The sequence below is a fragment of the Mesorhizobium sp. Ca11 genome (assembly GCF_020165275.1).
In the GTDB taxonomy this organism is placed as follows: domain Bacteria; phylum Pseudomonadota; class Alphaproteobacteria; order Rhizobiales; family Rhizobiaceae; genus Mesorhizobium.
This window is the reverse complement of the sequence record NZ_JAIUHU010000003.1, coordinates 168,044-190,703: the sequence shown is the minus strand read 5'-3', so window position 1 is coordinate 190,703 and position 22,660 is coordinate 168,044. Positions and strand designations below refer to the sequence as shown.

The window sequence follows — 22,660 nt, the reverse complement described above, 5'->3', positions numbered from 1 at the left end:
AGATAAGTTGATATCTGTTCTCCGGTTATCGGCCGAGTACACCCGCCTTTGCAAGGGCTGCGATTTCGTCTTCGTTCAACCCAAAACGGCTCAATATGTCCGCAGGCTCGCGATCGGCGACGTCCGGCGCCGCGGCAAGCGTCTGCGGGTTTTGCGAGAAACGCGGCGCCGGCGCCGGGCGGTCGAGCTCGCCGGACTTCACAAATCTTTTCCTGGCGCGGCTGTGCGGATGGTTCCTGGCTTCGACCAGGGACAGCACGGGCGCCACGCAAGCGTCGGTCACGGCGAAAAGCGTGGCCCATTCGTCGCGCGTCTTCTCCTTGATCCGGCCGGAAATGGCGGCGCGCATCGCGGACCACGACGACTTGTCGAACTGGCTGCCGACAAAATGCTCGTCGAGCGGCAGCAGCCTGGCGAATTCGGCGAAGAAGCGCGGCTCGAGGCAGCCGACGGCAATGTGCCTTGCGTCAGCCGTCTCATATGTATCGTAGAAAGGCGCGCCGGAATCGAGCAGGTTGTCGCCGCGCCTGTCGCTCCAGAGACCCGCCGCCATGTAGGCGTGGATGGGTGCGGCGAGCATCGAGGCTCCCTCGATCATCGAGGCATCGACCACCTGGCCCGTTCCGCTGCGCGAACGCTGGAAAAGAGCGGCGAGCACGCCGGCGATCAGCATCATGGCGCCGCCGCCTTGATCCGCGACGAGGTTGAGCGGTGGCACCGGCGGCGCGTCCTGCCTGCCGATCGCATGCAAGAGGCCCGCATAGGCGAGATAGGTGATGTCGTGCCCGGCTCGCCCGGACAGCGGCCCGTCCTGTCCGAATCCGGTCAAGCGGCCATAGATCAGCGCCGGATTGCGCTGCAGAACGGCATCCGGCCCGAGGCCGAGCCGTTCCATCACGCCGTGGCGAAAGCCTTCGACAAGCACGTCGGCCCCTGCCACAAGGCACAGCAGCAGGTCGGCGCCCGCCTGGCTCTTCAGGTCGAGCTTGAGAATGGAACGGCCGTGGCGGTCGAGATCGTATTGTTCGGGCAGGCTCAGAAGCGGCTGACCGGCATCGGCACGTTCGACGCGCAGCACCTCGGCGCCCATTTCGGACAGCATCAGGGCGGCAAGCGGCACCGGACCAAGCCCGGCCATTTCGATCACTTTCAGGCCGGCGAGCGGCCCGGTCTTTCCGGTGGAAGCACCGGCGCCTGTCGGCGAGCCAGACATCCCCGCTTATTTCGGCGCCATGCGGATAGCGCCGTCGAGGCGGATGGTCTCGCCGTTCAGCATCTGGTTCTCGACGATGTGGAGCGCAAGCGACGCATATTCGGACGGCTCGCCGAGCCGCGGCGGGAAGGGCACGGAAGCGCCGAGCGAATCCTGCACTTCCTGCGGCATGCCGGCCATCATCGGCGTCTTGAAGATGCCGGGCGCGATGGTGCAGACGCGAATGCCGGATCGCGCCAGGTCGCGGGCCACAGGCAGCGTCATGCCGACGACGCCGCCCTTGGAGGCCGCATAGGCGGCCTGCCCGATCTGGCCGTCATAGGCGGCGACGGAGGCGGTATTGACGATGACGCCGCGCTCGCCGCCGGCGAGCGGTTCGAGTTTCGCCGCCCGGTCGGCAACGAGGCGGATCATGTTGAAGGTGCCGATGAGGTTGATCTCGATCACCTTGCGGTACTGGTCGAGCGGATGCGGTCCCTCCTTGCCGATCGTCTTCATGCCGATGGCAATGCCGGCGCAATTGACCAGGATGCGCGGCTGCCCAAGCTTTTCAGCCACTTCGGCGATCGCGGCCGTGGCGCTGTCGCCACTGCCGACATCGCATTGGACGGCAACGCCGCCGATGTCGGCCGCGACTTTCGCCGCGCGCTCGATGCCCACGTCGAGGATGGCGACGCGGGCGCCCCTGGCCGCCAAGGCGCGCGCCGTCGCCTCGCCAAGGCCCGACCCGCCGCCGGTGACGATCGCGATCTGGCCGTTCGGGTTCATGCAGGCCTCCCAGGGACCGGATTATGCTACGAAGCGCGCAAAGGAGGCGCAACAGCAGCAGGCGGGTCGACAGATGCCTGCCCGGTAGCGGCCGACCGCGCCAGGGCCGGGACAAGTTCCGCAACCCTCGTCATGTTGGCGTGACAGACATCGCCGGCAAAGCGGGCGACCGCCCCCGGCTTGATCTCGTGATACAGCAGCCGGTCGAGATCGACCGGGCGCGGCATGGTGATCTGTCCGCGCGGGAAGCGCTTGAAGCCAAGCGGTCCATAATATGGTTCGTCACCAACCAGAATGACGGCAGGCGCACCGGCCTTCCTGGCCGCCTCCAGCGCGATCGCGACCAGCTTGCGGCCGATGCCGAGATTCTTGTAGGCGGGGCGCACCGCAAGCGGGCCGAGCATCATAGCGCGTCCGGCGCCCGCTGCCACGCGCGTCATACGCACCGAAGCGATGACCGTGCCGTCCTTGACGGCGACGAAGGACATCGAGCGGTCATGTCCTCCCGACTCGCGGATCTTGTAGGCGGCAAGCACGAAACGACCCGGACCGAAGGCCTCGTCGTTGATGGCTTCGATTTCAGGGTCATGCGCCGGAGTCTCCGGCAGGTATTTCACGTCGGCAAGGCTCATGGTCTTTGCGTTCCGGTATCGAGGAAGGTTTGCTGCAAAGCGGCAGCGTTCGCCAGTCAACGCTTCTTAAGCGCGGGCGCCCTTTCGTCGTCGGTCAAACCGGATCGAGGCAAAGTCGAACATGGGCGCCTCCGCTAGCATCAATTTTGGGCCGCTGCAATCGGTGCTTTCAGGCTTTCTTTGCGTCCATGACGAACTTATCCGTCCCCGGAGCGGTTGGTCATTTGACGAACTGGTTCGTCGTTTGACGAACTGTTCATCCGCTGAGGGCTTCGCCAGCCCGGTCATCAACCTAGATAATATCGAGCCGCAGGGAGATTTTTCGCATGGGATTGCTGATTGAAGGCAGATGGCAGGATCGCACGCCCAACACCGACAGCGGCGGCCGGTTCGTGCGAACGGAATCGCAATGGCGCGACTGGATCACGCGCGACGGCGCGCCGGCGCAAGGGCGCACGCGCGGCTTCAAGGCGGAACCTGGCCGTTATCACCTCTATGTGTCGCTCGCCTGCCCATGGGCGCATCGCACACTGATCTTTCGCGTCCTGAAGAAGCTGGAGGGCATCATCTCCGTCTCCGTGGTGCACCATTTCATGGGGGAGAACGGCTGGACCTTCAAAGCTGAGGACGGCGCCACGGGCGACACGCTCTACGGCCTCGATTTTCTGCACCAGGTCTATGCCAAGGCCGATCCGGCATATTCAGGCCGCGTGACGGTGCCGGTGCTGTGGGACAAAAGGCAAGAGACCATCGTCAACAATGAGTCCTCCGAGATTATCCGCATGCTCAATTCCGCCTTCGACGAATGGGGCGACGCCGGTCTCGACTTCTATCCGGCGGCGCTACGCGCGGAGATCGACAGGATCAATGCGCTGGTCTATCCGGCAATCAACAACGGCGTCTATCGCGCCGGCTTCGCCACCACGCAGAAAGCTTATCAGGAAGCGTTCGGCGAATTGTTCTCGGCGCTTGATACGATCGAAGAGCGGCTTTCGCAGCAGCGCTTTCTGACCGGCGAACGCATCACCGAGGCCGACTGGCGGCTGTTCACGACGCTGGTTCGTTTCGATCCAGTCTATGTCGGCCACTTCAAATGCAATTTGCGCCGCATCGCCGACTATCCGAACCTGTCGAACTATCTGCGCGATCTCTATCAGGTGCCCGGGGTCGCGGGCACGGTCAGCCTGCATCACATCAAGGCGCATTATTACGGCAGCCACAGGTCGATCAACCCGACGGGAATCGTTCCGGCAGGGCCGGAGCTTGATTATGCCGCGCCGCATGACCGGAACAGGTTCAGGAAGGCGGCGTGATTACCAGTAAGCCGAGTTACGCTCGCCGCCAAAAATCTCCGCTATCCGCTGCAGCGTCGCCGGCGTCGTGCCCTCCGGCAAGCGGTCGAGCGGAAAGAAACCCGCTTCGGCGATCTCGTGGTCAGGCAGTTTCGGCGCCGTCTGGTAGAAGGCTTCGATCAGATAAAGGCCGACATGGTCGCGCTTGCTGGGGCGATGGTTGAAATGCATCGACTTCAGCACCGGCGGCGCAGTCAGAGCGATGTTGCCTTCCTCGGCCAGTTCGCGCGCCAGCGCTTCCTCAAGGGTCTCGCCCACCTCGACGCCGCCGCCCGGCAATTGCCAACCGGGAACATAGGTGTGGCGGATCAGGAAGACTGAGTTGGAGGCACGGTCATAGACCAGCCCGCGCACGCCAAGCGTCATCGGGCGGCGCAGCAGGAAGTAGAAATGGAACAGCCTTGCCCGCAACCCCGGCCAGCCGGTCTGGCGGAATGCCGCGTCAGGATCGGCCGGGCGGTTCATTCAACGATCCCCAAGCAGATGGGTTGCCCCACGAACATCTGCCTGGCTTTCCTTGTTTTTCGCAGGTTCTGGCCGCAAAACCGTGGGACACTTTTGCGGAACTTGCTTGGGCGAACAGCAAACGGTGAGTGGAAAGCCTCGTCGGCGTCGCTTAAGAAGGGGCCATGTTCACGCTCGCGCATATTTCCGATGCTCATCTGGGACCGCTGCCCGATGTAACCTATCGCGACCTCGCCTCCAAGCGCGTGCTGGGCTACGTCAACTGGCAGCGCAATCGCCGCCGCCATATGCATGACTCGGTGATCGACACCATCGTCGCCGACATCAAGGCCGGCGCGCCCGATCACCTGGCCGTTACGGGCGACCTCGTCAACCTGGCGCTCGATGGCGAGATCGAGATGGCCAAGCACTGGCTGGAGACGCTTGGATCGCCGCATGACGTTTCCGTGGTCCCCGGCAATCACGACGCCTATGTGCCGGGCGCCTTCGACAAGGTCTGCCGGTCGTGGGCTCCCTGGATGACGGGCGACGGCGTCAATAGCCCGGTCGACCGCAATTCCTTTCCGTATCTGCGTGTGCGCGGCAATGTAGCGCTGATCGGGGTCACCACGGCGCGCGCCACCGCGCCCTTCATGGCCAACGGCTTCTTCATGGAAGGGCAGGCCGAGCGGCTCGCCAAGATCCTCGACGATGCCGCGGAGCAAGGGCTGTTCCGCGCCATCATGATCCACCACCCTCCGGTGCGCGGTGCCGTCCCGCAGCATAAGCGGCTGTTCGGCATCACTCGCTTTCACAAGGTCATTCGCCGTCATGGCGCTGAACTCGTCCTGCACGGGCATTCGCATCTGCCGTCACTGTTCACCATCGGCGCACGGGGCGCCAAGGTGCCCGTGGTCGGGGTTGCCGCCGCGGGCCAGGCGCCCGGCGGCAAACACCCGCCGGCGCAATACAACATCTTCGAAATCGACGGTGAAAAGGGCGACTGGCGTCTTCGCCTGATCCGGCGCGGCCTGACGGGACCAGCCCTGCCGCCTGCCGACCTGCAGGCCATCGACCTCGATGTGCCCGCCGGCACGGCGCGCCAGCTCGTCAGAAGCTGATCTTCATCTGCATGATGCGGTCCCAAAACAACGCCAGCGAAACCGCCAGGCCGACAAGGGCGCCTGCGGCGATCAGGCCGAGGCCGGCGAAGAAGGTCGTCCAGCCATTGCGGCCGCTTTCGGATCGGATGGGCGGCTCCGCTTCCTGGACCACGGGGCGATGCAGGCCGCGAACGGCGCTCTCCACGCTCCCTTCCATCATGCGCTGCCGCTCGACGACACGCTCGGCCACGTAGCGCATCACCGCATCGGCAACGGCTTTCATCTCGGTCGATTCGGCCAGCACCACGCGGCCGACGCGCGTATCCCTGAGGAAGCGATAGGTGCGGCGGTCGCGTCCCATGGCGACATGGCTCACCGCATCGATCCATAGCCGCGGCTGCAGGCCGGACGAGACGGCGAAGTCGAAGCTGTCCATGTCGGCCGGGACATCGGCAAAGACCGGGGCAAGCTCGCTCGCCAGAAGATCGAGCCGCATGCGGTGCGCCTCGCGCATGTCGACGACCACGTCATCGCGGTCGGCAAAGGCGTTCTTGACGTCGCGTACGGCATCGGCGAGCTTTCGCGACGATTCGATCGGGGTGATTTTGTCGCCTGCATCCGTCATGGCGGCTGCCTCACTGTTGGTTAACAGCGAGTTACCACAGTCGCCGGCAAAATGCACTGCCGACGACGAACCGCGCGACTGCCGCGGTCCGGCGAAAGCGGGTTAGGGATGTTTCGAGATCGGTCCGGGAGCGATCAACCCGCCGAAGCGTCCAGCGGTGGACGCAACCATCTGCCGCGCCGCCGCACGTTGCGACGCACGATTTCGGCAATCAGGTCAGGAGCTTCCTCGACCAGCATGTGACCTGCGTCAAGGACATGATGCAGATGGAAATGCGACGGCAGCGCCTCGGCCTGCTCGACCGGCAGCAGCGGATCCTCCGCTCCCCAAACGACCATGACCGGCATGTCGAGCGTATCCAACTGCGCGCGGGGGATGATCCCTTGCCGGTCATCCCTCGTCATCGCGGCCGCCATATCGATCAGGGTCTGCAACTGGCCCGGTCGGGTGCGCATCCGGCAGAGTGCATCCACCACGTGATCGGGCGGCACGCTTCGCGGACCCGACATGGCGGCAAGGCTGGCGCGGACCTGGTTGCTGCCGGCCGCGGCGGCGTAGCGGCGCAGCAAGTCGGCGTTGATTTCCGGGCCAAAACCGCCGGGCGCCAACAGCGTAAGCGAGGCCACCCTGTCGGGGTCGGCAAGCGCCATCGATGTGGCGACCGCGCCGCCCATTGAGTGACCGACGAGATGGACCTTACCCAACCGGCGGGCGGCCAGATCGGCGAGGATGGCTCGCGCGGCTGGCTTGGCGCCGCCCAGGCCTTCGCTTTCCAGGGACTGTCCATGGCCCGGCAGATCATAGGCCAACACTCTCGCCCGCGCCGCCAGCGAGGCCGCGACGTCACGCCAGATCTCACCACAGGCTCCGAAGCCGTGCAGAAGCACGATCGTCCTCGGACGGGCGCCGCTTTCGACCGCATAAGGGAATGGACGCATGAAAAAATGGGGCGGTGAACAAGGCAGGAGCTTCAAATTGTGGCTGAATTGCTCCCGAACCGGATTGATGGCCAGTAAAATTTTCGCGACCGCAGCGCCCCGTCAGGCGCTCGATGCGCAAGAATGTCCTAATATATGCCGGATCACAGCGTCATACTTTGGTGCTCCGGCATTCGTGTGGCCCAGATGAGTATGGAGAGTTGGATTAGCTCGGGTTGCCGATCCCAGCGGCCCGCAAGGATTGAACCAGCCGATCGGTGAGATCCGGGGGGTATTTGCGATCGACGAATGTCGCGCGCGGGTCGGCGGCGAACTTCGGGAATTGCGCGGTGAGCTCGTTGGCAAGCTCGCCCGCCAGCTTGTCGCGTCCCGAAATCCTGGCGCCGATCAGGCGCGCGGCCAGGTAATGCGACTTTGATGCCGTCGTGCGCAGCGACTCGCTGGCGAGCGCGGCCTTTTTCATATCGCCCTGCATGAAGGCTCCGACGAAAAGGCCATAATCCCACCAGGTTGGATGGCCGCTGAAGGCTTCGACCGCGTGGTCCAGGATCGGCGTCCCCTCATCATATTTGCCGGCGAAGATCAGCCCGTAGCCATAGGCGGCGGCCATGCCGAGGTCGTACGGGTTGAGTTCGTAAGCCTTTCGCATCAATCGGATCGCTTCGTCCGTGTTGCCGAGACGCGAGTTGAGGTAGCCAAAGGCGCGATGCGCGTGCGGGCTCATCGGCCCCATCTGGACGGCCCGGTGGGCAAGCGACATGGCCTTTTCGAGCGTCGCTTCCGGCGGATAGGCATAGTGCGCGGTGACGGCTTCCACATGAAGCGCGGCCAGCTCCGCATAGACAAGCGACGATTTGGTGCCTTCGCCGACCAGCTTCTCCAGGCAGCGATACGCAATTTCGTGCGTCTGGGCGCTCATGTCGAGATAATAGCGGTCGTCGAGCACCAGGCATCCGATCTGGCTGGTCCGGATGTCGCTCTGGTCGATGTAGCTGTAGATCGCGCCCGAAGCGGGAACTGTCGAGGTGAGAAGGCTGGCGACGTTGCCTTCAACCGCGCCAGGGGCGCTCTCGGCCGATGTAAGGTTGCGCGACAGGAGAACCCGCCCGGTCCCGACGCTCTGCAACTCCACCGTGACGTCGCCGGCAGCGGGCCCGGGAACAATTTCGAAAACGAAACTGATCGGATCGGCGGACCGATCACGCGTCGAATCCGCATCGCGCCCGATGAAATCGATGGTGTCAAAACCCGCAAGCCCGGCGCGCAGCGACGACGCGACGCGAGCCGCCTCCGCTCCATTGGCTTTGACGGCGATGTAGATCAGCGGCAGGGATTCGAATCCGGACTGGGCGGTGCCGGCCAGGCGCGCCGTCTCGACTGTCGCGGCAGTGTCGCCGCCGTTGAGGAAGGCATTGCCTTGACGCACGATGAGCACGCCGAGCATGACAATGACCAAAGCCATGGCAGCCCAGAAGAACCGCAATTGCCGCGTGAGCGACTGGGCGGGTGCTGCAGGCGCCATCAGCGCTACGGGTTCGCCGGGTGCAGAGGCGTCGAGATGTTCGGCTGGAGCGGCTTCGGCCGAAGCGTCGGGCCGCTGCGCGACGGTTTTGGAGGCGGACCTGGCGTCGCCAGGCAGGCGGATCGCATTCGGCTCGTAGGACGGGACATAACCGCCGCGCGGGATCGCGATGCGCACCGGCTCGGCGACACCTTCATTGGCGAAATACTGCTCCAGAAGTTCGCGCAGACGACCGGCCTGAACCCTGACCACGGCATCGGTGGAGGCGTCGAAATCGCCGTCCTTGCCGAAGACGTCCATGGCGATGGAAACGCCTTTCAGCCTGTCCGCCTCGCCGGCCTGCTCGCGTTCAACCAGATAGCGTAATAGCCTACGGGCACGCTCGGATCGTCCGAACGTTTCGCTGGCAAGCAGTCGCTCCAATGTCTCGCGCACTGCGGGGGCGGCAGGCGGGGCATGCTCCAAGTGTCGAACCTTTCGAAGTCGGCACAGGTTAGGGAGCGATAATATAGCGCTCGCGCCGGCGCACAAGGATGCTTCTATTATGTGATCGCGTAAGCCACCGGAAATTCCTCCGGCGGTTAACGAATGGCAGGTTCGCATCCGCTTCTGCAGCGTGGCGCAAGCTGGAATGCGCCAGCTCAACCGCTGAATCAGATCATCCGGCTAGAGCGTTCACCGTTCACGGAACGGTGAACCGCTCAATTTTTTGTTTGACCGGAATTCCGGACGGAAGGCTACGGCGAAACCGCCGAGCCTAACCGCCTCACAATTTTCCTGGAATTTGCTCTAGCCGCCGATGATCCGGTTGGCGGCCGAAACGACAGCCTCCAGCGAGGCGGCGACGATGTTGGTGTTGATGCCGGCGCCGAACAGCTTGCCGCCCGGATACTCCATCTCGACATAGGAGATCGCCGAGGCGTTGGAGCCGCGCTGCAGGGAATGCTCGGAATAGTCGAGCACCGACATGTCGACGCCGACATGGCGCGAGAGCGCATCGACAAAGCCGTCGATCGGGCCGGTGCCCGAGCCGGTGATGGTCACTTCCTTGCCATTGTCGAGAATATCCGCTTCGACCATGCGCCGGCCCTTCACCTCGGTGTCCGGATAGGTGCGATGGTCGAGGAACTTCAGCCGCGCGCCGGGCTGGTCGACATAGGTTTCGAGGAAGCGTTCGTGGATGCGCCTGGCTGGCACTTCCTTGCCTTCCGCATCGGTGATCGCCTGGATCGCCTGGCTGAACTCGATCTGCAGATTGCGCGGCAAGTTGAGGCCGTAATCTGCCTGCAGCACGTATGCGATGCCGCCTTTGCCGGACTGCGAGTTGATGCGGATGATCGCCTCGTAGGTGCGGCCGACATCGGCCGGATCAATCGGCAGATAGGGCACTTCCCAGATTGGGGTGTTGGCCTTCTTCAGAGCTTTCATGCCCTTGTTGATGGCGTCCTGGTGCGAGCCGGAGAAAGCCGTGTAGACCAGCTCGCCGACATAAGGGTGACGTTCCGGGATCTTCAGCTGGTTCGAATATTCGTAGACGTCCTTCATCCGGTTTATGTCGGAGCAGTCGAGCTCCGGATCGACGCCCTGGGTGAACATGTTGAGCGCCAGCGTGACGATATCGACATTGCCGGTGCGTTCGCCATTGCCGAACAGCGTGCCTTCGACGCGGTCGGCGCCAGCCATCAGGCCGAGCTCGGTGGTGGCGATGCCGGTGCCGCGGTCGTTGTGCGGATGCAGCGAGACGATCAGATTCTCTCTGGCGTCGAGATTGCGGCACATCCATTCGATGCGGTCGGCATAGACGTTGGGCGTCGACATCTCGACCGTCGACGGCAGGTTGATGATCAGCTTGTTGTCGGCTGTCGGCTTCACGATCTCGGTGACGGCGTTGCAGATCTCCAGCGCGACTTCGAGCTCGGTGCCGGTGAAGCTCTCCGGCGAATACTCGAAGCGGTAGCCGCCGCCGGCCTTGGCGGCCATGTCGGTGATCATCTTGGCGGCGTCGGTGGCGATGCGCTTGATGCCGGCGACATCCTTTTCGAAGACGACGCGACGCTGCAGCTCGCTGGTTGAATTGTAGAAATGCACGATCGGGCGGTGCGCGCCCTTGAGCGCCTCGAAGGTCCGCGTGATCAACTCGGGCCGGCACTGCACCAGCACCTGGAGTGAGACGTCGGCGGGGACGCCGCCTTCCTCGATGCACCAGCGGGCAAAGTCGAAATCCGTCTGCGAAGCCGAGGGGAAGCCGATTTCGATTTCCTTGAAGCCCATGTCGAGGAGCAGCGCGAACATGCGCGCCTTGCGCTCATGACCCATCGGGTCGATCAGCGCCTGGTTGCCGTCGCGCAGGTCGACCGAGCACCAGATCGGCGCCTTGTCGATGGTCTTGTTCGGCCAGGTGCGGTCGGTCAGGCCGACCGTCGGGTAGGATTGGTATTTGCGTGCCGCATCCGGCATGTGGCCGGCCGCGCGCTTCCCGGCTTCAGCCTCGCCGGCGCGGATTTCTTCTCGTGCGTTCATCGTCGTTTCTCCCGGCGGCCCGCATGCCCGCTTCAGGCGGATGGGTGGCGAGCGTCGCCTCTACCAAAAATTCGTTCGCTTGATGTGACTTTGCCAAAGTCTGGCCAAGGAGCATGCGCCTTGAGCGGCGGTTTCGACCGCCGGGCGCTCCTTCAGCGAACCCGGCGATCGCCGATAAGGCCGAGAAGAAGCAGGGTCGAGGCGAGCGCGCGCGCGGTCTCGCCGGCAAAGCCGGTGCGAGAGGAGGCGACGGAGCGGACGCGCGTGGTCATGCCGGCTCTCTTACAGGAGCGGCCCGTCGGAGGCAAGCGGGACGCATGAATGAACGCCCTTGCCTAATATCGCCGCCGGTGCGGACAGTCTTCCCCGCGCCTCGCAAATGCGCCAGACTTGGTTTCGAAGGCTTGGCACCGAGCGAAGCTCCGGGAGGGGTTCGTCCATGAATTTCGTGTTCTTCTCGCCGCATTTCCCGGCCAACGGCACCGATTTTTGCGACCGGCTGAAAAAGGCGGGCGCCACCGTGCTCGGCATCGGCGATGCGCCTTACGAAACCTTGAACGCCAAGCTCAAGGCGGCGCTTTCGGAATATTACCGCATCGCCGACATGGAAGATTGCGACGCCGTTTTGCGGGCGATGGGGCACTTCATCCACCAATGGGGCCGCATCGATCGCTTCGAGTCGCTCAACGAGCATTGGCTCGAACTCGAAGCCAACATCCGCACCGATTTCAATATCTACGGCACCAAGCTCGATTTCGTGAAGAACTTGAAGCGGAAGAGCCGCATGCGCGCCTTCTTCCGCAAGAGCGGCGTCGAGACCATCCCGCAGCGCAAATGCTCCGACCGTGCCGGCGCCATGACCTTCATCCGCCGCGTCGGCTTTCCGGTGGTGGTCAAGCCGGATTCGGGCTCCGGGGCTTCCAACACTTTCAAGATCTCCAACGCCAAGGAGCTCGACCAGTTCTTCAAGGACAAGCCGGAGGGTGTCACCTTCGTCATGGAGCAGTTCATCGAGGGGCTGGTCGTGACCTTCGACGGGCTAGTCAACCGCGACGGCGAGGTGGTGCTGGCGGCCAGCCACCGTTACGATCAGAGCATCATGGAGGCGGTCAACAAGGATCGCCATATGAGCTACACCTGCTTTCCCGAGATCAGCCCGGAAGTCGAGGAGGCGGGCCGCAAGATCCTCAAGGCGTTCGACGTACGCGAGCGCTTCTTCCATATCGAGCTGTTCGAAACCAGCGACAAGCGCGTCATCGCGCTCGAGGTCAACATGCGGCCGCCCGGCGCCTGGATGACGGACGCCATCAACTACACATTCGACATCGACGTCTATGCCGCCTGGGCCGACATGGTGGTCAAGGATGCCGCCGGCGGCCCTTACAAGGGCAAGTATTTCACCGCCTATGCCAGCCGCAAACGCCACATCGACTATTTGCACAGCCATGCGGACGTGCTAGCCGCCCACGGCGACAAGATCGTCCATCATCAGGCCATCGAAGAGGTCTTCAGCCGCGCCATGGGCAATTACGCCTACCAGATGCGTTCGAAGGATCCGAAGGCGCTGCGCCAGGCGGTCGACTACATCCACGCGGAAAAGGCCTGAGCCGATGGACGTCTCCTATCACAAGGGTCATGCCCGCAATCTCGGCCGCGACATGGAATACAAGCGCTACGGCCATGCCGGGCGGCCGGTGGTGGTGTTCCCGACCTCGCAAGGGCGGTTCTACCAGCTCGAGGATTCGGGCGGGGTCGGCGCGCTTGCCGACTTCATCGACACCGGCCGCATCCAGCTCTTCACGCTCGACGGCGTAGATTCGGAATCCTTCTTCGACAAGCGTGCCGACCCGGCGCAACGCATCGCCCGCCACGAAGCCTATTTCCGCTATGTGCGCGAAGAAGCGCTGCCGGAATTGCAGGCGGTCGCCGCCAAGTCCAACGGTGGCCGCGTTTTGAAGCCGCTGTTTTGCGGCTGCTCGATGGGCGGCTATCACTCATCCAATTTCGTGTTCCGCTTCCCGGAGCTGGCGAGCGGGGTGATCTCGCTGTCCGGCGTCTATTCGGCGCGCGACTTTTTCGGCCGGGCTCTGGAAGGCAATATCTATTTCAACTCGCCGCTCGATTATCTGCCCGGCATCGTCGACCAGAAGCTGCTCGGGCGGCTCAGGGCGCTCAGGCTGATCTTCTGTTGCGGCCAGGGCGCCTGGGAAGAGCGCATGCTGGTCGAAACGCGCGAGCTGGAACAGGTGCTGCGCGACAAATCGATCCCGGCCTGGGTCGACTATTGGGGTGGCGACGTCAGCCATGACTGGCCGTGGTGGCATAAGCAGCTCGTCTATTTCTTCGGCCGTTGGCTGGATGACGACCTCATGCACAGGTTGGACTGAGGTGCGTTGATATTCAGGTGAGGCCGGCCTGCAAATGGCGGTTTCCTGCGCTTCCGGTGCTCACGTACATGAAGTACGCTCCGCTCCGGCCTTCGCCGGCCGAAGCCCTCTTAAGTGTTTCCGCCCGATGAAGGCTACGGCCGGCGAAGGCCGGTTCTCGGAAGCCACCATTTTCGTCTCGGCCTGACCTGAATCTCAACACACCTCAAAATGTACAGACCAATGACCACACCCGATCCGATCCGTCGCTTTGTCGAAGCAACCAACGCCGCCGATACCGAAGCCTTTCTGGCCACATTCACAGACGATGCTTTCCTCAGCGACTGGGGTCGCGATTTCCGTGGCCGCGATAGCGTCGCGCGGTGGAACCAGTCGGACAATATCGGCGTGCAGTCCAACCTTCGCATCGTTCGCATCGCGGAGCGCGACGGCGTCTACCATGCCCGCGTCGCCGTGACCGGCAACGGCTTCAACGGCGAGGGCGACATGGCCTTCACGCTCAACGGCGACCGGATCGCGAGCCTAGTCATCAGCTGAAGAACGGATGCGTTGCCGACCTTCGTGCGGCATCGTCCAAAAATATGATCATTGTAATCATGTTTTTGTGGCAATGCCGCCGGCGCTGTGGCATGCCGGCGCTCGGCGATATCGGGCCTCGGCCGATCTCGTCGATATCGGAAGGCCCGGCGATGAAGCTCTTGAGCGCGCAAACCCGTATCCAAAACGACGACATCCGCGCGGTGATGGACAGGCTGCGCGCCGAGCACGGCGACTATGAAAACGACACCGGCGTTGCCGGCCAATGGGAATTCCGCATGCATTACGGCACGTTGAATGCCTCATTCGACGACCGCGGCGTGCTGGTCCGTGTCGCGGCGGAGGACGAGACCCGCCTCTCCTACATGAAGATGATCTTCGCCGGCCACATCGCCGCGCATCTCAGCACCACCGAAGGCCTGCGCTGGCAAGGAGACGGCAAGGATGCCGGCACGCCGATATTCTTCCGCGAGATATCGGTCCTGTCCTCGATGCGGTTGTCGCCGCATATGCAACGCGTGCGCTTCTGCGGCCGCGACCTCGGACGCTTCGCCCATGGCGGATTTCATGTTCGGCTTCTGCTGCCGCCGGCCGGACGGCAGGCGGTTTGGCCGACCATGGGCGCGGACGGCCTGATCGTCTGGCCGTCGGGCGAGGATGCGCTCACCATCCGCGTCTATACGATCCGCGCGCTGGACGTGGCCGAGGGTTGGCTCGACATCGATTTCGTGCTGCATCCCGGCGCCGAGACGCCGGCTGCGAGTTTCGCGCAGAATGCGAGAGCCGGCGACATCATCGGCATGATCGGCCCCGGCGGCGGCGATGTGCCCGAGGCATCAAACCTGCTTCTTCTGGGCGACGATACCGCGCTTCCGGCGATCGGCCGGATGCTGGAAGAGCTTGCGCCGTCCGTCCGTGCCGAGGCCTTCATCGAGGTTGACGGTCCGCAAGACCGGGTGACGCTGGCGGCGGGCGAGAACATCGCTGTCCATTGGCTTTATCGGCATGGCCGCGAAGCAGGCCGGGCCGGCCTGCTGCCGGAAGCACTGCGCGAGCGCGGCCGCGGGGCCGACGATCTCTTTGTCTGGGCCGGATGCGAGTTCGCCGACTTCCGCGACATCCGCCGGATCGTGCGCAAGGAATGGGCCCTGTCGCGCAACCGGCATCTTGTCACCGCCTATTGGCGCCGCGGCGAGTCGGGCGGAGACGGTGCCGGCGAGGAATAGTTCAATCTTTTAGTTGCGATCGCTGACCATGGCGATGGCCGGCACCGCCAGCAGCGCTGCGACGCCCGCGCCGCCGAACAGTGCGCCATAGCCCAGATGCTGCGCCGCATAGCCGGCCAGGATGCCGCCCGCCATGCTGACCAAGGCATCCATGCACTGGAAAAGCGTGAAATCGACGCCTGCCTGCCTCGGATCCGACCAGCGCATGAACTGCGCATAGAGCGCCACGAAGCCGAGCGCCATGATGCCCGAGGAACTCAGCGTCGCGACGACCGCCAGCGGGCCTGCCGGGAAAACGCCGGAAAGCGCGAAGGCCGCGAGGATGAACAGCGATCCGGCCTGCAGCATAAGCGCGAGCACAAGCACGCTGCGCGTGCCCAGCCATCGGACAAGAGCGCCGCCGGCAAGGGCGGCCGCGCCGCCGAGAACCATGCTGCCGACGCCGTTGACCAGGCCGATCGTGGAAAGGCTGAGCCCGGCATCGACCAGAAACGGGCCGAGCATGGTCAGCGCCGCCTTCTGCGCCAGAACGTAGATCGCCGACGCCGCCAGACCGCGGCGTATCTGCGGGCGCCGCAGCGCCGTGCCGAGCGCGGGCACGTGTTCGCGCACTTCCTCGCGCGATCGGCCGGCGATGCCGAGCAGGAAGGGCAGACCGAGCAGCACCAGCAGCGAGGCCATCGCCGACACCGCCGCGCGCCAGCCGTGGATTTCGACCAGATAGAGGAAAAGACCGGCGCCGATCGCCGAGCCGAGATAGGCGCCGCCGACCTGGGCGGCATTGCCCCAGCCGAGATTTTTGCCGGCAAGGTTCTGCACCGCAAAGCCATCGCAGGCGATGTCGACCGTCGAGGCGGCAAAGGCGACCACCGTCAGGCAGGCGACGACCGGCCAGAAGGCGGCGGGACCAAGCTGGGCGATGGCCAGCAGTCCGGCGATGGAGATGAGGCCGCCGATGAGGACGATCGCGCCGGTGCGGTTCCTGCCCGCTGGCGGAAGCCGGTAGCGCTCCACCCTCGGCGACCACAGGAACTTCAGCGCCCATGGCATGGCGATCAGGGTGAGCAGGCCGATGCGGTCGAGCGGCAGGCCCTGGTCGCGCATCACGGCCGGGAGACCCGTCCAGGTGATGCCGCCGATCACGCTCTGCGCCACATAGAGGCCGCCGACCGCAGCGACGATGGCGGCCGGCGACGAGGCGGCCCGGTTCGAGACGGAGACCGACATCAGAAGCGATAGCGCAGGCTGCCGAACAGCGAGCGGCCCTCGTCGCGGTAGCAATAGCCGGCCGAGCAAATTGTCTGCTGGTTGTCGAACAGGTTCTTGGCGTTGATCTGCAGCTTCACGCCTTCGAGCTTCGGGTTGCGATAGCCGAAATCGTAGGACAGCGAGGCATCGACGAAGGCGCGCGCGTCGTTCTTGAAAGTATTGGTGTCGTCGCCGTAGCTCGCGCCGGCGAAACGCACGCCAGCGCCGAGCCCAAGCCCTTCCAGCGTGCCGTTCTCGAACTGGTAATGGCCCCAGAGCGACAGGATGTGGTTCGGCGTCGCCGACAGTTCCTTGCCGTCGGTGCCTTCGGCGCCGCGTTCGATCTTCACGCGCAGATAGGTGTAGGAGGCGATGACGCTGAAGCCATCATCGAGCGAGGCATTGGCTTCCAGCTCGACGCCGCGCGAGTTGAGGTCGAGCTGGCGCTGCTTGTTGGTGCCGGTGGAGGCGTCGAAGACGACGCCGTCCTTCTGGTCGATGTCGAACAGCGCGGCGCTGACGGTCGCGTTGTGGTCGGGGATCTCGTATTTGACGCCGATCTCCTTCTGCGTGGCGATGGTCGGGCGGGCGACGCGGCTGACGGAACTCGAGACGTCGTCATAGACGAAGCCGATGTTGGGAGAGAACGAGGTCGAGTAGTTGACGTAAGGGATGATGCCCCATTCGGTCCGGTAGGACAGGCCGACGCGGCCGGAGAAGGCGCTGTCCTTCTGCTTCGACTGGCTGAAATCCGCCGCGGTGGAGGTGGTGTCGACCCAGTCGTAGCGGCCGCTGGTGAACAGGGTAAAATCGTTCCACTCCATCTGGTCGTGCAGGTAGACGCCGAGCTGGTTCATCTCCTGCCCGCCGGAATGGGGGACGGGGGCGGCCTTGATATCCTCGACCGAGACATAGGAGAGCCCGCTGCCGGCGTCATAGTCCGACCAGGCATAGTCGATGCCGGCAATCACGGTGTGCCGCACCGGACCCGTGTCGAATTCGAGCTGCGCCATGTTGTCGACGACGAAGTTCTTCATCGTCTCGGTGTAGTGGCCCCAGTAGCGCTCAAGCGGCTGATCGGCGCCGATCGAGTAATGGCCGCTATATTCGATATCCGAGTCAACGGCGTTGTAGCGCAGGTTCTGGCGCACGGTCAGCCAGTCGTTGAAGCGGTGCTCGAACTCGTAGCCGATGCGCCCCTGATCCTGGGTGAAATCATTCCAGGACGGATCGCCTTCATAGACGTTCGACAGCACGCCATAGGCGGAGTTGTAGAAGGCCGCGGTGCCGCCGGTGACGGACTTCGAATATTCGCCGAGGATGGTGAGCTTGGTGTCCTCGTCCGGCTTGAAAGTGACGGCCGGCGCCAGATAGAGTTTATCGTCGGGATAGTCGGGCAGGCCGGTCCCGCTCAGACGGCCGAGGCTGGTGAAGCGGTAGAGGATGCTGCCGTCGTGATTGACCGGCCCGGAAGCATCGAGCGCCGCCTGGAAGCGGTTGTGCTCGCCGGCCAGCAACTCGATCTCATGGAACGGCTCGTCCTTGGGGCGCTTGGTGACGACATTGACGATGCCGCCCGGACCGCTGACGCCGTAAAGCGAGGAGGCCGGTCCCTTCAGGATGGTGGCGCCCTCGATGCCGTAAGGTTCTGTCTTGAACCAGGCGGAAGGGCCGTTGTACTGGCGCAGCCCGTCGCGGAACATGCCGTTGTAGAAGGCCTGGAAGCCTCGCAGGAAGAAAGCGTCGTAGCGCGTGTCGAAACCGAAGCTGTTTGGATTGGCGCTGGCCGTATAGCCCAGCGCGTCGTTCAGTGTACGCGGCTTCTGGTCCTCGATCTGCTTCTGCGTGACGACCGAGACCGCCTGCGGGATCCTGGCGATCGGCGTGTCGGTCTTGGTGCCGATGCGGTCCTTCTTCGCGACGTAGCCGTCCTGCTTCAGGATCTCGTTGCTCTCGGCGGTCACCTCGATCCTGTCGAGAACGGTGGCGTCGCCGCCTTCCTGGGCAATTGTCGGCCAGGCATGGCCGAGGATGGCGCTGCCCGCCAGCAATGATAATCCCCGGCGCCACGTCCTCGACCGCTTCGGCATTAACTTGTCTCCAATTCTCATGTTTTGGTTGCGCTTCCGCGCTCTCAAATATGAGTAAGAGAGTCAAGTATTTTTTTGATACCTCGCCGGACTTGACGGCGTCACATGGCGTCAGCCTTCCTGGCAGGCCGGGACAGGCGCGACGTCTTGTTCCGACGCCGATCCGCGACGCAGGCCGGAAGACGACGATGGCGGTGAGCACGGTGATCGTCGCCAACACGATGAGCAGCCGGTCGAAAGCCGTCTCATAGGCTTGGACCAGGGCACTGGCGTCGGCCAAGTGCAGATGTTGCACCGTTTCGCTGATATTGCCGGTTGCCAGTAGCTGTGCCGCCGCGGCCGCTTCGGCAGGCGAGGCCAGTGCTTGAGCGCTAAGCTGCGTGGCCATGAAACCGGACAAGGCCGCCATGACGATCGCCAGGGCCACGCCCTCGCTGGCGACGCGGGTGGTGTTGAATATGCCGACCGCCATGCCGGCGCGCTCCTTTGGCACGACGCTGACGGCAAGTCCGTCCATCAGTCCCCAGGGCAAGGCGATGCCGATGCCGATCAAGACTAGCGGGAGCAACAGCGCGTTGTCCGCCACGGGCACGCAACTGAGCCAGACCAGGTCGGCCGCGGCAGCGAGGAGGCCCACACCGCAGATGGTGGCCGGGGCGATCCGGCGTGCCGCCTGGCCGGCCAGCAGCGGCAAGATCAGCAGCGGCCCGGACAGGCAGATCATCAATTGCCCAGCCTTGATCTCGCTCATCCCCTCAATGCCGATGAACCGGATCGGCAAGAGCACGAGCAGGACGACGAAGGCATAGGCAGGTGCGGCGGCCAGGAACTGCACGCCGACGAAACGCGGGAAGCGAAACAGCGTCAGGTCCAGCATCGGCCGGCGCACGCGCCGCTCGACAATGACGAAGGCGGCAAAGAAGATGGCTGCAACGCCGAGAAGGGCGATAACGAGGGGATTGGCCCAACCGCTCTGGGGCGCCTGCAGCACGCCGCAGGTCAGCGCGGCAAGCGCGATGGTGAAGGTGGCGGCTCCCGCCCAGTCGAGCCCGGTTGCGTCCGGGTCGCGCGATTCGGCGACGGTGCGCAGGCCGAGCGCGGCGGCGGCAACGCCAAGCACCGCCACCAGAAGAAAGATCGCGCGCCAGCCGAACGCGTCGATGAGCAGGCCGGAGGCAACAGGGCCGAAGGCAAGGCCGATGCCGAAGCTGGTGCCAAGGAAGCTGAAGGCGCGCAAACGCGATTGCCCGTCGAATTCCTGGGCAAGCGCAGAGGCGCCGCCGGCGAAGGCGGCAGCGCCGCCAACGCCTTGCAGAGCCCTGAAGAAATCGAACCAGACGATGCCTGGCGCCAGCATGCAGCCCAGCGCGGCTAGGGAATAGGCGGCGAGGCCGGCGAGAAAAATCCGCTTGCGGCCATGATTGTCAGCCAGCGCTCCGGCCGCCATTAGGCCGGCGCCGAAGGTCAGCATGAAGGCATTGGTCACCCAATTGAGCTCGATCGGACTGCCGCCGAGATCGGCGGCAATGCGGGACAGCGCCACGGCGGGACCGGTGAAGCTCAACGGCATCGTCATGGCTGCGAGGCAAACTGACAGCAGCACGAGCCATCTGCCGGCCGGGCCGGTTCTGGTCATCAAAGTCATGGATTTTCCTATCCGAGGCGGGATTTGCCGGCATGTCCTGACTGGCACAGCCGATCGCAACGACAAGATAGGGCGGCGACGTTTCCGGCAAAATAGTATTAAATCTCCGTTCATCTCGGAACAAAACGCTCGAATAGGTTCACCATGGATCGTCTCAACGGCCTTCTGGCTTTCGCCCGCACCGCCGAGCTCGGCAGTTTCGTCGCCGCCGGACAAGCGCTCGGCATTTCCGCCTCCGCCGTCGGCAAGAGCGTCGCCCGGCTCGAGCAGGAACTCGGCGTGCGTTTCCTGCAGCGCAGCACGCGGCGCATAGGTCTGACCGAGGAGGGCAAGCTTTTCAACGAGCGGGTGCGCCGCATCCTCGACGACATAGAAGACGCGGAGGCGATGCTGTCGCGTACACGCGAAACGCCGCATGGCCGGCTGCGCATCTCAACGCCGATCGTCACCTATCATCTGCTTTTGCCGGTGCTGTCGGAATTCATGGCGCGATACCCGGAAATCGAGCTCGACATCGATTTCAACGATCGCATCGTCGACGTCATCGACGAGGGTATCGACGTCGCGATCCGCAGCGGTGAGCTGCCCGATTCGCGATTGGTGTCGAGGCCGGTCGCGCCCTTTCGCATGATATTGTGCGCGGCCGCCTCCTATCTCGATCGCCATGGCATGCCCGGCACGCCGGCGGTTCTAGCGGCACATTTCGGGATACACTTCCGCTTTCTCAACAGCGGCAGGCTGCTCAACTGGCCGTTCATCACCGGGAGCGCCGAGCCGCAGATCCGTTCGATGCTGACCTGCAACAACATGGAGGCATTGAAGGGCGCTACGATTGCCGGTCTCGGCATCGCCTGCATGCCCGACTTCCTGGTGCGGGAGGCGCTGCATGACGGCAGGCTGCGCGCCGTGCTCGACGACCATGTCGACGGCCGCGGCCAGTTCCGCATGCTGTGGCCGTCCAATCGCCATCTTTCGCCGAAGGTCCGGGTATTCGTCGATTTTCTTCCCGAGAGGCTTGCGGCGGGGCGATAGGCCCGGCAATCCAAACGAAGCTCCGCGGGGATGGTCAGTAGGTCGCGCGGCCGCCGGAGAGATCGAAGGTCGCGCCGGTGGTGAAAGAGTTCTCGTCCGACAGCATGAAGACGATCATCGCGGCGGCCTCTTCCACCTCGACGAAGCGGCCGCGCGGCACTTTGCCGAGCATATAAGCGACCTGCGCTTCCGTGAGCTGCTCGAGAATTCTGGTACGGGCGGGCGAGGGGGTCAGCGCGTTGACGGCGATGTCGTGTCCCGCGAGCTCCTTGCCGAGCGACTTGGTCAGCGCCAGCACGCCGGCCTTGGCGGCCGAATAGGCGGCGGCATTCGGATTGCCTTCCTTGCCGGCCACCGAGGAGATGTTGACGATGCGGCCGTAATTGCGCGCGACCATGCCGGGCGCCAGGCGCCGGCAGCAGTAGAAGACGCCGTTGAGGTCGATATCGACGATCTGACGCCAGGCGGCGGGGTCGTAGTCCGCCACGGTCGCCGCCGGCCCGGCAATGCCGGCATTGTTGACCAGGAGATCGACGGGGCCAAGCGAGCGCTCAGTCGCGACGGCAGCGCGATCGACGGCCTCGATCTGGGACTGGTCGCAGAGAATGGCTTCAACGCGGCCGAGCGAAGCGAGCTCGGCGACAGCCCGGGTCATTGCGGCCTGGTCGACGTCCCAGATGGCAACGCCGGCGCCCGACGACAACAGGCGCCGGGCGACCGCAAAGCCGATGCCTTGCGCGCCGCCCGTCACCACGGCGATGCGGCCGGAAAGATCGACGACATTCTGACGGCGTTCCATGGGCACTTCTCCTCCGCTCACTCAGAGCAATTCAGCATCCTGATAGGATTGCTGACCTCCTCTGATTTTCTATTTTTACGCAATTCCGGACGGAAAGCTGCCGAGCACCTTTCCTGGAATTCCTTTGGCATTGGATACCCCGGATCAAGCCCCGACGTTTCGCGCCACCAGCCTGGCTACAATCAGCAGCACGACCAGGAAGCGCGCCGTCTGCAAGGCCATGACGAAAGAGATGTCGACGTTCTGCGCCGCGGCGGCGATGTCACCCGCCCTTTTCTGGCGCAGGAAGGCCGAAGCCGCCAACGGGATGGGTCTCGATCTGGAATTCGAAGCCGGCGATGAAGGGACGCGCCCTGGTGATCGCCGCCTGGACTTCCGGCAGCTGCAGCGATGCCTTATGGCTCGCCTGGTCGGTCCACACTTCGGTGACCCAGATGGCGTCGGCGTCGGCTGGATCGGTGGCGATGATGTAGCTCAGGCAGCCAGGGAGAGCGCCGGTGCTTTCGCGCAGCACGTCCATGACCGCATCGCGCTGGCCGCGCGCCGCCCGCATCTTGCCGATCAGTCCGTACATGCCCT

19 protein-coding genes and 2 pseudogenes are annotated in these 22,660 nt (G+C 64.1%); 7 read left to right on the top strand and 14 right to left on the bottom strand.

Annotated elements, in window-relative coordinates; all coding sequences use genetic code 11:
- Positions 1-25: 25 nt before the first annotated feature.
- Genes LB538_RS07285 through LB538_RS07275 form a run of 3 tightly spaced genes read right to left on the bottom strand, consistent with a single transcriptional unit; the run spans position 26 to position 2,613 of the window.
- Entirely contained in the window at positions 26-1,213 is a 1,188-nt protein-coding gene (locus LB538_RS07285; protein WP_224524474.1) for a CaiB/BaiF CoA transferase family protein, read from the bottom strand.
- Between the two features lie 6 nt (positions 1,214-1,219).
- Entirely contained in the window at positions 1,220-1,981 is a 762-nt protein-coding gene (locus LB538_RS07280) for a 3-hydroxyacyl-CoA dehydrogenase (protein WP_224524476.1), read from the bottom strand.
- Between the two features lie 26 nt (positions 1,982-2,007).
- Positions 2,008-2,613, bottom strand: a complete 606-nt coding sequence (locus LB538_RS07275) for a GNAT family N-acetyltransferase (protein WP_224524478.1) — start codon at positions 2,611-2,613, stop codon at positions 2,008-2,010.
- 326 nt (positions 2,614-2,939) lie between these two features.
- Here LB538_RS07275 and LB538_RS07270 point away from each other — a divergent pair, with 326 nt between their 5' ends.
- Positions 2,940-3,926 carry a glutathione S-transferase family protein gene (locus LB538_RS07270; protein WP_224524480.1) on the top strand — a complete coding sequence of 329 codons (987 nt, stop codon included), beginning with the start codon at positions 2,940-2,942 and terminating at the stop codon, positions 3,924-3,926.
- On the opposite strand, the gene LB538_RS07265 is transcribed toward LB538_RS07270, so the two are convergent.
- Positions 3,927-4,430 carry an NUDIX domain-containing protein gene (locus LB538_RS07265; RefSeq protein ID WP_095766444.1) on the bottom strand — a complete coding sequence of 168 codons (504 nt, stop codon included), beginning with the start codon at positions 4,428-4,430 and terminating at the stop codon, positions 3,927-3,929.
- Between the two features lie 164 nt (positions 4,431-4,594).
- On the opposite strand from LB538_RS07265, the gene LB538_RS07260 reads away from it, so the two are divergent.
- Positions 4,595-5,530: a metallophosphoesterase family protein gene (locus tag LB538_RS07260; RefSeq protein ID WP_224524483.1), complete on the top strand. Its 936-nt coding sequence runs from the start codon at positions 4,595-4,597 to the stop codon at positions 5,528-5,530.
- Here the strand turns inward: LB538_RS07260 and LB538_RS07255 are convergent.
- The 4 genes from LB538_RS07255 to leuA all read right to left on the bottom strand — a co-directional run bounded on the left by LB538_RS07255 (position 5,520) and on the right by leuA (position 11,117).
- Positions 5,520-6,137, bottom strand: coding sequence for a hypothetical protein (locus LB538_RS07255; protein WP_224524485.1), 618 nt, complete (start codon positions 6,135-6,137; stop codon positions 5,520-5,522). The genes LB538_RS07260 and LB538_RS07255 overlap by 11 nt on opposite strands.
- 134 nt (positions 6,138-6,271) lie before the next feature.
- Positions 6,272-7,075, bottom strand: a complete 804-nt coding sequence (locus LB538_RS07250) for an alpha/beta fold hydrolase (RefSeq protein ID WP_224524645.1) — start codon at positions 7,073-7,075, stop codon at positions 6,272-6,274.
- Between the two features lie 205 nt (positions 7,076-7,280).
- Positions 7,281-9,062, bottom strand: coding sequence for a tetratricopeptide repeat protein (locus tag LB538_RS07245; RefSeq protein WP_224524486.1), 1,782 nt, complete (start codon positions 9,060-9,062; stop codon positions 7,281-7,283).
- A gap of 324 nt (positions 9,063-9,386) precedes the next feature.
- Entirely contained in the window at positions 9,387-11,117 is a 1,731-nt protein-coding gene (gene leuA, locus LB538_RS07240; RefSeq protein WP_224524488.1) for a 2-isopropylmalate synthase, read from the bottom strand.
- Positions 11,118-11,556: 439 nt separating this feature from the next.
- Between leuA and LB538_RS07235 the strand changes: the two genes are divergently transcribed.
- The 4 genes from LB538_RS07235 (at position 11,557) to LB538_RS07220 (ending at position 15,267) form a co-directional block, all read left to right on the top strand.
- Positions 11,557-12,723: an ATP-grasp domain-containing protein gene (locus tag LB538_RS07235; protein WP_224524490.1), complete on the top strand. Its 1,167-nt coding sequence runs from the start codon at positions 11,557-11,559 to the stop codon at positions 12,721-12,723.
- Between the two features lie 4 nt (positions 12,724-12,727).
- Positions 12,728-13,504 (top strand): esterase family protein, encoded by a 777-nt coding sequence (locus LB538_RS07230; protein WP_224524492.1) that lies wholly within the window; start codon positions 12,728-12,730, stop codon positions 13,502-13,504.
- A 222-nt stretch (positions 13,505-13,726) separates the two neighbouring features.
- Complete coding sequence (locus LB538_RS07225) at positions 13,727-14,041, top strand: nuclear transport factor 2 family protein (RefSeq protein ID WP_140838796.1); 315 nt, start codon at positions 13,727-13,729, stop codon at positions 14,039-14,041.
- A gap of 92 nt (positions 14,042-14,133) precedes the next feature.
- Positions 14,134-15,267, top strand: coding sequence for a siderophore-interacting protein (locus LB538_RS07220; protein ID WP_224524494.1), 1,134 nt, complete (start codon positions 14,134-14,136; stop codon positions 15,265-15,267).
- Between the two features lie 9 nt (positions 15,268-15,276).
- Here LB538_RS07220 and LB538_RS07215 read toward each other — a convergent pair whose 3' ends face one another.
- The 3 genes and pseudogenes from LB538_RS07215 to LB538_RS07205 form a co-directional block, all read right to left on the bottom strand.
- Positions 15,277-16,494 (bottom strand): MFS transporter, encoded by a 1,218-nt coding sequence (locus tag LB538_RS07215; protein ID WP_224524496.1) that lies wholly within the window; start codon positions 16,492-16,494, stop codon positions 15,277-15,279.
- On the bottom strand, positions 16,494-18,605 hold the full coding sequence (locus tag LB538_RS07210) for a TonB-dependent siderophore receptor (protein WP_224524498.1): 2,112 nt from the start codon (positions 18,603-18,605) through the stop codon (positions 16,494-16,496). The genes LB538_RS07215 and LB538_RS07210 overlap by 1 nt, the downstream gene beginning before the upstream one ends.
- A gap of 111 nt (positions 18,606-18,716) precedes the next feature.
- A pseudogene (locus LB538_RS07205) lies at positions 18,717-20,250 on the bottom strand (MFS transporter).
- Positions 20,251-20,394: 144 nt separating this feature from the next.
- Between LB538_RS07205 and LB538_RS07200 the strand changes: the two are divergent.
- Positions 20,395-21,282 carry a LysR family transcriptional regulator gene (locus LB538_RS07200; RefSeq protein WP_224524501.1) on the top strand — a complete coding sequence of 296 codons (888 nt, stop codon included), beginning with the start codon at positions 20,395-20,397 and terminating at the stop codon, positions 21,280-21,282.
- 34 nt (positions 21,283-21,316) lie between these two features.
- Here the strand turns inward: LB538_RS07200 and LB538_RS07195 are convergent, their stop codons facing one another.
- The 3 genes and pseudogenes from LB538_RS07195 to LB538_RS07185 all read right to left on the bottom strand — a co-directional run bounded on the left by LB538_RS07195 (position 21,317) and on the right by LB538_RS07185 (position 22,655).
- Entirely contained in the window at positions 21,317-22,081 is a 765-nt protein-coding gene (locus LB538_RS07195; RefSeq protein WP_224524503.1) for an SDR family NAD(P)-dependent oxidoreductase, read from the bottom strand.
- Positions 22,082-22,225: 144 nt separating this feature from the next.
- Positions 22,226-22,342 (bottom strand): annotated as a pseudogene (locus tag LB538_RS07190) (AbrB family transcriptional regulator); the annotation flags it as partial.
- A 1-nt stretch (position 22,343) separates the two neighbouring features.
- Positions 22,344-22,655 (bottom strand): putative quinol monooxygenase, encoded by a 312-nt coding sequence (locus tag LB538_RS07185; RefSeq protein ID WP_224524506.1) that lies wholly within the window; start codon positions 22,653-22,655, stop codon positions 22,344-22,346.
- Positions 22,656-22,660 lie beyond the last annotated feature (5 nt).